This is a genomic window from Paractinoplanes durhamensis (assembly GCF_016862175.1).
GTDB classification, from domain to species: Bacteria; Actinomycetota; Actinomycetes; order Mycobacteriales; family Micromonosporaceae; genus Actinoplanes; species Actinoplanes durhamensis.
The window spans coordinates 150,512-160,993 of record NZ_BOML01000058.1 but is presented as its reverse complement, the minus strand read 5'-3'; the positions used below and the strand labels follow the sequence as shown (position 1 = coordinate 160,993).

The window sequence follows — 10,482 nt, the reverse complement described above, 5'->3', positions numbered from 1 at the left end:
AAAGGCCGTCGCACGGGACGAAGTCCCAGCGCAGGGCGGTTCCAAAACCCGACTGACCACCGCGGAGATGGTATCGGGAGAGCGGGTTCTCGAAAAGATACGAGATTCGCAATAGGTAACGATTATGCCTCGGAGCGCCATTGACCGAGCGTAGTCAGATGATTGCGGAAAGCGACGCATTGTCATTTGCGAATGCATCCGGAAAGACAAATCGGGCTTTTCTCCGGTTTGATCCAGAGAAAAGCCCGATTTGATCAGAGACGGGCGAGTGCCTTGCGCAGTGGGTCGAGGCCGAGCGAGCCAAGGTTGAGCGCATCACGGTGGAACGTCTTGAGGTCGAAATCAGCGCCCTTGCGCTGCTTCGTCTCCTCACGCGCCTGCATCCAGATCCGTTCGCCGACCTTGTACGACGGGGCCTGCCCCGGCCAGCCGAGATAACGCTTCCACTCGAAGCGCAGCACCTCGTCGGACATCCGGGTGTGCGCCCGCAGGAACTCCCAGCCCAGCTCGGGCGTCCAGCGCTCGCCGGGGTGGAAGCCGAACGGGTTGTCCCGCGGGATCTCCAGCTCGAGGTGCATGCCGATGTCGACGATCACCCGGGCCGCGCGCAGCGCCTGGGCGTCGAGCATGCCGAGCCGGTCGCCCGGGTCGTCCAGGTAGCCGAGCTCGTCCATCAGCCGCTCCGAGTAGAGCGCCCAGCCCTCGCCGTGCCCCGAGCACCAGCAGAGCAGTCGCTGCCAGCGGTTGAGCGTGTCGGCCCGCAGCAGGGTCTGGCTGACCTGGAGGTGATGGCCGGGCACGCCCTCGTGATAGACCGTGGTGACCTCGCGCCAGGTGGAGAACTCGGTGACGCCCTCCGGCACCGCCCACCACATCCGGCCGGGACGGGAGAAGTCCTCGCTCGGGCCGGTGTAGTAGATGCCGCCGTCGCTGGTCGGCGTCAGGCAGCACTCGATCTTGCGAGCCGCCGGCTCGATGTCGAAGTGGGTGCCGTTCAGCTCGGCGATCGCCTTGTCGGCCAGCGCCTGCATCCAGTCGCGGAAGGCTTCCTTGCCCGGGATCTTGCGAGCCGGGTCGGCGTCGAGCAGGTCGACCGCCTGGGCCACCGAGGCGCCCGAGCCGGCGATCGCGACCGCGCAGACATCCATCTCCCGCTCGAGGCGGTCGAGCTCGGCGAAGCCCCAGAGATAGGTCTCCTGCAGGTCGACCTTGGCGCCCAAGAAGTATTGCGAGGCCAATTCGTACCGCTCGAGGCCGGCCGCCTCCTTCTCGCGGCCGCGCGGCGCCAGCTCCTCGCGGAGGAACGTCGCGAAACCGGCCGCAGCTGCGGTGGCAGCGCTCGCTCCCCGCTCCAGCTCGGCGGCGAGCGCGCCCTTCGCCTTGAGCCGGCGCGCCAGACCGTGGAAGAAGTCGTCGCGAGCGGGATCGGTCCACGCGTCGCACTGCTCGGCGACCGCCAGCAGCTGCGCGCGGGCACTCACCCGGCCGGCCTCCACCTCTTCGCGGAGGGTCGTCTTGTACTGCTCGATGGCGCGGTCGAAGGAGTTGAGCCGGGCCGCGATGTTGGCGACCGCCTCTTCGCCGTCGGTGGCCATCACGTCGAAGACACCGCGCAGCCCGTGCAGGCCGCTGGTGATCACGCTGATCGCGCTCTTCGTGTAGCCCGCGTCGTAGGTGGCCAGGTCGAGACCGAGCCGCTCCATCATGGCGTCCTTCGCCACCTGCTCGGACTCGTGCTCCGGCTCGATGACGTCGAGATCGTTGATGGTGCGCCGAGTCAGCTCGGCCTGGGCCTCGTAGCCCTCGGGAGATAGGTCATCGGTCTTGTCGTCGTGACCGGCGATGCCGACATAGGTCGCCCCCGTCGGATTGAGTGCCGCCCAGTCTTCGACGTAGCGGTCGGCGAGGTCGTCAATTCGTCCCACAAAGCGACCCTACGGGACCGGTGGCCTCACTTGTGCCCCGCCGTCCATTCGAGCAGGCGTTCGATCGGCCACGTGTTGACCACGCGCTCGGCCGGCACCCCGCACAGCGCCGCCCGCTCGCAGCCGTTGCCCAGCCAATCGAGCTGGCCCGGGGCGTGCGCGTCGGTGTCGATGCTGAACAGGCAACCGGCCTCGACCGCGACGGTGAGCATCCGCTTGGGCGGGTCGAGCCGGTCCGGCCGTGAATTGATCTCGATGGCCTTGCCGTGTTCGAGCACCGCGGCGAGCACCTTGTCGAGGTCGAAGGTGCTCGGCGGCCGGGTGCGGCCGGCCCGGTGCCCCTTGTCGCCCTCGCCACCGGCCGGCACCTTGCGCCCGGTCATGTGGCCGAGGATGTCCAGATGCGGGTTCTCGATCGCGGCCAGCATCCGCCTGGTCATCCGCGGCGACTCGTCGCGCAGCTTGCTGTGCACCGAGCCGACCACCACGTCGAGCCGGGCGAGCAGCTCGTCCTCCTGGTCGAGCGAGCCGTTCTCGAGGATGTCGACCTCGATGCCGGTGAGGATGCGGAAGCCGTCCGGCAGCGCGTCGTTGACCCGGGCCACCTGGTCGAGCTGGCGGCGCAGCCGGGCCGGGCTCAGCCCGTTGGCCACCCTCAGGGTCGGCGAGTGGTCGGTGATCACCAGGTATTCGTGCCCCAGCTCGACCGCCGCGAGCGCCATCTCCTCGATCGGCGACCCACCGTCGGAGGCGTCGGTGTGCGCGTGACAGTCGCCGCGCAGGGCCGCTCGCAGCTCCGCGGCCGCGGCGGTCAGGTCGGTACCCGCGGTGGCCGCCACCCGGCGCAGGTAGACCGGCTCCTCGCCGGCCAGCGACTCGGCGATGCACCGGGCGGTGACGTCGCCGACCCCGGACAGCTTGGCCAGCGTGCCGGCCGCGGCCCGTTCGGCCAGCTCGTCGGCGGGCAGCGCGGCGATCGTCGCGGCGGCCGACCGGAACGCGCGCACCCGGTAGGTCGCCTCGTTCGCCCGCTCCAGATAGAAGGCAATGCGTCGTAGGTCGGCGACCGGATCACGAGACTCCATCCGGAAAGACTAGGACGGTTAGGCTCGGCCCGTGCGGACGATCGATTGGGTGGACGGGGCGGTCGAGATCATCGATCAGACGGTGCTCCCCAAGGAAGTGCGGATCCTGCGCCTGCACACGGTGCCGGCGCTGATCACGGCGATCCAGTCACTGGCGGTCCGGGGCGCGCCCGCGCTCGGCGTGGCAGGCGCGTTCGGGGTGGCCCTGGCCGCCCGGGTGCACGCCGACGACCCGGCCGCCCTCGCGGCGGCGGTCACCCGGATCGAGCACGCCCGGCCGACGGCGGTAAATCTGGCTCGCGGCGCCCAGCGCGCGGCGGCCCTCCTGCCGCACGGGCCGGAGGCGGTGCTGGCCGAGGCCTGCCGGGTGCGCGACGAGGAACTCGCCGCATCGCAGGCGATGGCCAAGCGCGGCGCCGACCTGATGGTCGAGCTCTGCGGCAAGCGCCCGCGGCTGCTGACCCACTGCAACACCGGCGGGCTGGCCGCGGTCGAGCTCGGCACCGCCCTGGGCGTGGTGCGTGAGCTGCACAAGCGGGGCGCGCTCGCCGGCGTGATCGCCAGCGAGACGCGGCCGCTGTTGCAGGGTGCCCGGCTCACCTCGTGGGAGCTGGGCCGGTGGGGCATCGAGCATCGGGTGGCGGTCGACTCGGCCGGGCCGTTCCTGATGGCCCGGGGCGAGGTGGACGCGGTCATCCTCGGCGCCGACCGGATCTGCGCGAACGGCGACGTGATCAACAAGATCGGCACCTACTCGCATGCGCTCGGCGCCCGCCGGGCCGGCCTGCCGTTCGTGGTGGTCGCCCCGGAGTCGACGGTGGATCTGGGCACGCCGAGCGGCGACGTGGTGCCGATCGAGGACCGCGGCTCGGCCGAGGTGACGCCCTGGTCGGAGGCGGTCAACCCGGCGTTCGACGTGACGCCGCGCGACCTGGTCACCGCGATCGTCACCGACCGCCGGGTGATCCGCCTCGACAAGGGCAACCGCCCCTAGCTCTCCTTGGACCAGGGCTTCATCCACGGCGACTCCGGCCAGCCTTCGGCGGCGGCCATCAACGGGTACGCGTTGGCGCCGTCGATCGACTCACGGATGATGTCGGCGTGCCCGGCGTGCCGCGCGGTCTCCTGGATCAGGTGCAGCAGGATCCACCGGACGTTCCAGTGGCTGATGTCCTTGCGGTTCCACGGCGAACCGTCGACCTCGATCTCGAAGTTCAGATCGCCGAGCTCGGTGACGGTCTTCTCGGTCTGCTCGGCGACCCGGTCGTAGCGGGCGAACACGTCGTCGATCGTCTCGCCGTCGGCGAGCTTGAAATTCTCCGCGTACTTGACGTAATCCGGTGTCTGCGGTTCGCGCCGGATGACCGACAGCCAGCCCTCCTCGGTGGAGGCAGCGTGCTTGATCAGGCCACCGACGCTGAGCGAGCTGGCGGTGGGGGTGGCCCGCAACTGCTCCTCGCTGAGGCCGTACGCCGTCAGCCGGATCACGTAACGCATCTGGGCGAGGTACCCGAGCAGGCCCTCCTGCTCGTTGCTGACCATGCCGACCTGTGCGGGCATCTCATCTCCTCGGTTCTTCGTTGTTGTAGAAGACCCTAGGAACCAATGCGGTCACTTTCTGGCCGCATCGTCGAGATGGTGACATGATTTTCCGCGACCGCGGTGACCCAGCCGCCGGCCCGCCCGAGCGCGAGCAGCTCCGCGACCCCGGCCGGCTCCTCGGCCGCCGCACCCGGCCGGGGCGGCCAGGCCCGGCGCGCGTCGCCCGCCTCTCGAAGGGCCGGGATCAGCGCGGCGACCGGGTCGGCGTCGTCCAGCTCGGCCAGCCGCTGCTGCAGGTCGTCGATAACAGCGGACAGCACTTCGCGTACGGCGGGCGCGTTGCCGCCGCACATGGCCGCGATCAGCTCGGCCCTCGTCGCGGCCACCCGGGTGCCGTCCCGGAACGAGCCGGCGCCCAGCGTCGCGGCCAGCGGATTGCCGACCAGTCGGCGGGCGATCGCGGCGGCGGCCAGGTGCGGCACGTGGCTGATCGCGGCGACGGCCCGGTCGTGCTCGGCCGCGGTGGCCGGGACGACCCGGGCGCCGATCGCGGTGAACAGGGCGGCCGCGGTCAGCCAGTCGTCGAGGCCGGTCTCGCCCGGTTCGAGGCACAGCACCCACGCGCAGCCCTCGAACAGGGCCGGATCGGCGGCCGCGAAGCCGGAGGTCTCCTTGCCGGCCATCGGATGCCCGCCGACGAAGCGCCGGATCCCGTGCGCGAGCTCGCGCACCGGTCCCTTCACCGAGGTCACGTCGGTGACCAGGCCGTCGTAACCAGCCAGCTCGGCGATCACTCCGGGCAACACCGGGAGGGGTACGGCGAGGACGACCAGCTCCGCCCCCGCGATCGCCTCGGCGACCGACCCGGCGACCTTGTATCCGTCGTCGCCCGCGAGCGTCCGGGTGGCCGGGTCGGCGTCGTAGCCGGTCACCTCATGCCCGTTCCGCCCGGCCAGCGCCTTCAGGAGCGACCCGCCGATGAGCCCTAGTCCGATGACCGCCACGTTCACCCCGGAACTGTCGCATACCGTCCAAGATCAGCCGTTCGGTCAGGGCCGGTATCAGCCGTCCTACCTGCGGCTTCTGTCCGTTTCGCGGCTATCTGTGTTGATCTACGGCAAATACGGTTATCACGTGACTTACCGGGGGAAAACACTCACCATCGGACTTGCCGTGGCGGCGCTCGCCCTCGCCGCCGTGGCCGCGCCCGCCCAGGCGCAGACGTCGGACAGCATGCCCAGCTTCAACGGAACCGTCCTCACCATCGCCTACGCCGGGAAGGTCGCCTACCTCGGCGGCGACTTCACCGCCGCGATCGTCCGCGGCAAGCAGGTGACCCGCAGCCACCTCGCCGCCGTCGACGCCCGCACCGGCGCGCTGCTGCCCTGGGCACCCGCCGCCGACGGCCGGGTCAAGGCGCTCGTGGTCAGCGGCGGATCGGTCTTCCTGGCCGGCGACTTCGGCACGATCGGTGGGCAGAAGCGGGACAGCCTGGCCCGGGTCGACGCGGCCCGCGGCGTCGTGTACAGCACCTTCAAACACGCGATCAACGGCCGGCCCTACGCGATCGCGCTCGCCGGCAACCGCCTCTACCTGGGCGGCGCGATCACCGCGGTGGACGGCCAGGCCCGCGCCCGGCTCGCCGCCTTCAACCTCACCACCGGCGCGCTCGACCCGACCTGGCGACCCACCGCCGACGATCAGGTCGAGACCATCGCGACCGGGGCCGGCCGGGTCTACGTCGGCGGCAAATTCCACAAGATCAACGGCCTTTCCGGGTACGACCGGCTGGTCGCGCTCGATCCGCGATCGGCCGCCGTGGTCAACGGTTTCAAACCCCAGCCACCGGTCATCACCTACGCGCTCGCGGTCGACGCCGACGGGGTCTACTCGGCGCACGGCGGGCACGGGGGCCGGGTCAGCGCGTACACGCCGGGTGGGCAACTGCGCTGGTCGGCGACGTTCGACGGGGATGCGCAGGCGATCACCGTGCTCGACGGCGTGGTCTACGCCGGCGGCCACTTCGACCGGGCCTGCAGCACCGCCCGCACCGGAACCCAGGGCACCTGCGTGGACGGCGCCGACAACCGGGTCAAGCTCGCCGCCCTCGCCGCCGCCGACGGCCGGCTGCTCGACTGGACCGCCGACGCCAACGGGGTCGAGGGCGTCTTCGCCCTGGCCAGCAACAGTGAGTTGGGGAGCGTCGCGATGGGTGGTGCCTTCACCGCGGTGGACGGCCGCCTCCAGAAGCGCTTCGCTCAATTCAGCTAGGACCTTTTTCCCGGCAGTGCGGGGCCGCATCTCTTGGGCGAGGGTGCGGCCCCGCGCGCCACTACTTCTTCTACGCCTTGCAGTTGTGCGCGCTCTTCCAGGACTTCACGGTGGCGACCGGGCTCTTCTGGCCGCCCTTGCGCCATGAGGTCAGGTATGTGGCCGGCCAGACGACGCCGCGCCGCACCTTCCAGTCGCCGACCTTCGCGCACGGCGGCGAGATGCCGTAGTGCAGGTGGCAGACGCCGCTCGAGTTGCCGGTCTTGCCGACCTCGCCGAGCTGCTGCCCGGCCGTCACCCGCACCCCGGCCCGGATCTTCGTCAGCACCCTGCTCAGGTGTGAGCCGTAGTAGCGGACGCCGTCGTCGCCGAGCAGCGACACCGACATGCCGCCGTTGTTCGGACCGTCGGCCGCACCCTCCACATACAGGTCCTTCAGGCTGACCTCGAGCACGACGCCGCTGGTCGTGGCGACCACCGTCTCGCCGCAGTCGGCGAAGATGTCGGTCGCCGGGTATTTCGAGTGGGTCGGGTGGAACGCGACATTCGACGCCTTGACCGGGAAGACGTACTTCACCGTGGCGGTCGTCGCGCTCGGACTCGCGCTCGGCGACCTGCTGGGGCCGGGCGTCGCCGAGGTGGTCGGCGCCGCGGCCGACGACGACAGCAGCGGCGTCTCGGGGGTCGACGCCGACTCGGCCGGGGCCACGAACTGCGGGGTGGCGGCGGCCGACGTGCCGCCGGCGGTGCCACCGCACGCGGTCAGGCACAGCAGGGCGGCGGTCGTTCCGGCGAGGGTACGGAGCAGACGCACCGCGCCATCCTGGCAGAAGTCCCCGCGAACCGCCGTCCCGTGCGCAGGGCCGCGGGCGATTAGGCTGGTGGGAGATGATCCAGCCGAGACGGAGGTATCGCCCGTGACCCAGCGGCAGGATCCCTGGCCGGCGCCCGCCTATCCGCCGCCGCCCCCGTTCGGCCCGGCCGCTCCCGTCCGGGCGCCGTCCGGCCTCTTCCCGGGCCCGTCCCGGCCGGTCTTCCGGGAGCCGCACCCGATCGGTGCGCCCGGCGTGATGGCCGGGTTGGGCTCGGCGCTGCTCTGGTTCGGGCTCTTCGGCGGCCTCGCCCACGACCTCGGGGCGTACGCGTGGTGGACGATTGTGGCCGCGATCACCGCGTGGATCGTGGCGTTCGTCCTCAGCATCCTCGGCGACCGCGGGGTGGCCGTCGGGATCGCCCTGGCGAGCGGTCTCGGACTGTCGATAGCCATGGCGTTCGTGGCCGCCCGGTGGATCACCACGTACGACTGGCCGCTCTGGTGATCTAGGCACTCTCCCGCTCGATAAGTCCGAAATGTCATCGACCGGACGTGCCCTGTTCGTTGCCGTCCGCACTTGGCCTTGACGGACGCCGCAACGGTCGGCAATCTCGATTTCATGGCCCCCTCACCGCCACGGCTCGATCCCGATCGTCGCCGTCGCCGTCTGGAGTTGCTCGCGGCTCTCGCGGATGCGAAAGCCCGCGAGTCCGCGCAGCCGCAGCGTCTTCGCGGAGCCCGCCTCCGCGAGCTCATCGCCACCCGCCGTCGCCTGGCGAACTGACTTCCTACCCGATTGGGGGCGTGGCGCGCCGCGCCCGCCGTTCTTCCCGCTACCGTCACTCGCTGAAGACAAAAGTCGCGTGGGGGGATAACTTGTCGACTTTCGCTGCCGCCGTCGGCCGTGGCAAGAACGGGTGGACGGCGTCCGAGCTGGACCTGACCGGCCTCGCCGACATCGACGAAGTGGTGGACGCGCTCCGCGACGTCGAGCCGGACGCCGATGTGGCGCTGCTCTTCGTCGAGAGCGACGACCAGTACCTGGCCATATTGCGCCTCGACGAGGGCGAGGACCTGCGGGTGTTCGGCTCCGACTCGGCGTTCGCCGAGGAGTCGAGGATCGGTTCGGTGCTGCTCGGCGAGATCGAGGCGCCGGCCCTGGAGATAGACGATCTGACCTCGTCCGCCGCGTCGTCGCCGGACGACGACGATGAGGACGACCGGCCGGCGACCGATCCCGATGCCGACCCGGTCGGCGACGCGGAGCTGCTCGCCGACCTCGGGATCAACTCGAGCCGCCTCCTCGGTCTGTGCGGCAAGGAGGGCATGCTCCCGTCCGACGTCACCGCCGAGATCTGCCAGCGCATCGGGTGCGGCGACGAGATGGAAGAGCTGCGCGAGGCGTGAGCGAGCGCACCGACCGCGAGCGAGTCGCCCGGCGTTCCTTTGACGCGAGGGCCACGAGTCCACGCCCGGCCGGCTCAGCGTGAGTCTCGCCCCGATACCCCAGCATGAAGCCTGGATGCGCCGGGCCATCGAGGTGGCCTCGGCGTTTCCGGAGGACGTGCCGGTGGGGGCGGTCGTCTTCGACGGCCAGGGGCGGGAGTTGGCCGCGGCCGGGAACGAGCGGGAAGCCATCGGGGACCCGACCGCGCACGCCGAGATCCTCGCGCTGCGGCGGGCGGCCCTGCTGGTCGGCAGCTGGCGGCTCGAGGGCTGCACGCTCGTGGTGACGCTGGAGCCCTGCACGATGTGTGCCGGGGCGCTGGTGCTGGCCCGGGTGTCGACGCTCGTGTTCGGGGCGTGGGAGCCCAAGACCGGCGCGGTCGGGTCGCTCTGGGACGTGGTGCGGGACCGCCGGCTCAATCACCGGCCGGAGGTCTACTCCGGGGTCCTCGAAGGGGAGTGCGCGGCGCTGTTGCGCGACTTCTTCCGATGAGCAGCGCGGTTCGGGCCTCGCTGCGGTTGGGGGAGTTGCCACGCGTACATCTGGAATTGCCGCGGCGTCGCCAAGCGTGACGCCGCGGCAGCACGCTCAGGCAGCGTCCGCGATCGCGGTTTCCAGGCCGATCCGGACCATGTCGCCGAAGCCCTGCTCACGCTGGGCCGAGTCCATCTTCTCGCCGGTCTTGATGTGGTCACTCACGGTGAGAATGGTCAGCGCCCGGGCGCGGTAGCGAGCGGCGATCGTGTAGATCGCGGCCGACTCCATCTCGACCGCGAGGACGCCGTAGTCGGCCAGCGCGTCGTAGAGGTCCGGGCGGTCGGTGTAGAACGCGTCGGCGGCGAGGATCGGGCCCACCCGCAGGCTCGTGCCCTGCCGCTCGGCCACCTCGACCGCCGTGCGGAGCAGGCTGAAGTCGGCGACCGGGGCATAGTCGATCAGGCCGTCGAAGCGGGACCGGTTCATGTTCGAGTCGGTCGCCGAGCCGATCGCGGCGATGACGTCGCCCAGCTGCAGATCCATCGCGAGCGCGCCGCACGATCCGATCCGGATGAGGGACTTGACGCCGTACTCGTTGATCAGCTCGTGGGTGTAGATCGACGCCGACGGCATGCCCATGCCGGACCCCTGCACCGACACGCGAATGCCCTGGTAGGTGCCGGTGAAGCCGAGCATCCCGCGGACCTGGGTGTAGCACTTGGCGTCCTGCAGGAAGTTCTCCGCGATCCACTTGGCCCGCATCGGGTCGCCGGGGAGCAGGACCCGCTCGGCGATGTCGCCCGGTTGCCCGCCGATGTGCACGCTCATGCCAGCTCCTCTGCTCGGTTGGTAGATGCCGCCGATCCTGCCAGGTCAGCGCTGTCTGCCCGGGTGATGGGTAACCCGGCGGCGGAGCCCCAT

At 70.7% G+C, this 10,482-nt stretch carries 11 protein-coding genes; 5 read left to right on the top strand and 6 right to left on the bottom strand.

Annotation, left to right across the window (positions count from 1 at the left end):
- Positions 1 to 254: 254 nt before the first annotated feature.
- Together Adu01nite_RS36160 and Adu01nite_RS36155 are read right to left on the bottom strand one after the other, a co-directional pair.
- Positions 255 to 1,925, bottom strand: a complete 1,671-nt coding sequence (locus Adu01nite_RS36160) for a DUF885 domain-containing protein (RefSeq protein WP_203733797.1) — start codon at positions 1,923 to 1,925, stop codon at positions 255 to 257.
- A gap of 26 nt (positions 1,926 to 1,951) precedes the next feature.
- Positions 1,952 to 3,010, bottom strand: coding sequence for a PHP domain-containing protein (locus tag Adu01nite_RS36155; protein ID WP_203733796.1), 1,059 nt, complete (start codon positions 3,008 to 3,010; stop codon positions 1,952 to 1,954).
- A 31-nt stretch (positions 3,011 to 3,041) separates the two neighbouring features.
- Between Adu01nite_RS36155 and mtnA the strand changes: the two genes are divergently transcribed.
- A complete protein-coding gene (gene mtnA, locus Adu01nite_RS36150; protein WP_203733795.1) occupies positions 3,042 to 4,004 on the top strand; it encodes an S-methyl-5-thioribose-1-phosphate isomerase in 963 nt (320 codons plus the stop codon).
- Here mtnA and Adu01nite_RS36145 read toward each other — a convergent pair.
- Together Adu01nite_RS36145 and Adu01nite_RS36140 are read right to left on the bottom strand one after the other, a co-directional pair.
- On the bottom strand, positions 4,001 to 4,570 hold the full coding sequence (locus Adu01nite_RS36145) for a DinB family protein (RefSeq protein ID WP_203733794.1): 570 nt from the start codon (positions 4,568 to 4,570) through the stop codon (positions 4,001 to 4,003). The genes mtnA and Adu01nite_RS36145 overlap by 4 nt on opposite strands.
- A 35-nt stretch (positions 4,571 to 4,605) precedes the next feature.
- Positions 4,606 to 5,562 carry a prephenate dehydrogenase gene (locus Adu01nite_RS36140; protein WP_203733793.1) on the bottom strand — a complete coding sequence of 319 codons (957 nt, stop codon included), beginning with the start codon at positions 5,560 to 5,562 and terminating at the stop codon, positions 4,606 to 4,608.
- A 124-nt stretch (positions 5,563 to 5,686) separates the two neighbouring features.
- Between Adu01nite_RS36140 and Adu01nite_RS36135 the strand changes: the two genes are divergently transcribed.
- Positions 5,687 to 6,823: an outer membrane protein assembly factor BamB family protein gene (locus Adu01nite_RS36135; RefSeq protein ID WP_239132955.1), complete on the top strand. Its 1,137-nt coding sequence runs from the start codon at positions 5,687 to 5,689 to the stop codon at positions 6,821 to 6,823.
- Between the two features lie 70 nt (positions 6,824 to 6,893).
- Here Adu01nite_RS36135 and Adu01nite_RS36130 read toward each other — a convergent pair whose 3' ends face one another.
- Positions 6,894 to 7,637 carry a M23 family metallopeptidase gene (locus Adu01nite_RS36130; protein WP_203733792.1) on the bottom strand — a complete coding sequence of 248 codons (744 nt, stop codon included), beginning with the start codon at positions 7,635 to 7,637 and terminating at the stop codon, positions 6,894 to 6,896.
- 103 nt (positions 7,638 to 7,740) lie between these two features.
- Here Adu01nite_RS36130 and Adu01nite_RS36125 point away from each other — a divergent pair, with 103 nt between their 5' ends.
- The 3 genes from Adu01nite_RS36125 to Adu01nite_RS36115 all read left to right on the top strand — a co-directional run bounded on the left by Adu01nite_RS36125 (position 7,741) and on the right by Adu01nite_RS36115 (position 9,576).
- The gene (locus Adu01nite_RS36125) at positions 7,741 to 8,142 is read left to right on the top strand and encodes a hypothetical protein (RefSeq protein WP_203733791.1); all 402 of its coding nucleotides are present in this window, start codon (positions 7,741 to 7,743) and stop codon (positions 8,140 to 8,142) included.
- A gap of 371 nt (positions 8,143 to 8,513) precedes the next feature.
- The gene (locus Adu01nite_RS36120) at positions 8,514 to 9,044 is read left to right on the top strand and encodes a tRNA adenosine deaminase-associated protein (protein WP_203733790.1); all 531 of its coding nucleotides are present in this window, start codon (positions 8,514 to 8,516) and stop codon (positions 9,042 to 9,044) included.
- Positions 9,045 to 9,123: 79 nt separating this feature from the next.
- Positions 9,124 to 9,576 (top strand): nucleoside deaminase, encoded by a 453-nt coding sequence (locus tag Adu01nite_RS36115; RefSeq protein WP_379130473.1) that lies wholly within the window; start codon positions 9,124 to 9,126, stop codon positions 9,574 to 9,576.
- A 96-nt stretch (positions 9,577 to 9,672) separates the two neighbouring features.
- Here Adu01nite_RS36115 and deoD read toward each other — a convergent pair whose 3' ends face one another.
- Positions 9,673 to 10,389, bottom strand: a complete 717-nt coding sequence (gene deoD / locus Adu01nite_RS36110; RefSeq protein WP_203733788.1) for a purine-nucleoside phosphorylase — start codon at positions 10,387 to 10,389, stop codon at positions 9,673 to 9,675.
- Positions 10,390 to 10,482 lie beyond the last annotated feature (93 nt).

Bases quoted from the DNA above. Each gene is read 5' to 3' on its own strand.
- deoD (WP_203733788.1), bottom strand. From the start codon at position 10,389: ATGAGCGTGCACATCGGCGGGCAACCGGGCGACATCGCCGAGCGGGTC.
- Adu01nite_RS36145 (WP_203733794.1), bottom strand. From the start codon at position 4,570: ATGCCCGCACAGGTCGGCATGGTCAGCAACGAGCAGGAGGGCCTGCTC.
- Adu01nite_RS36155 (WP_203733796.1), bottom strand. From the start codon at position 3,010: ATGGAGTCTCGTGATCCGGTCGCCGACCTACGACGCATTGCCTTCTAT.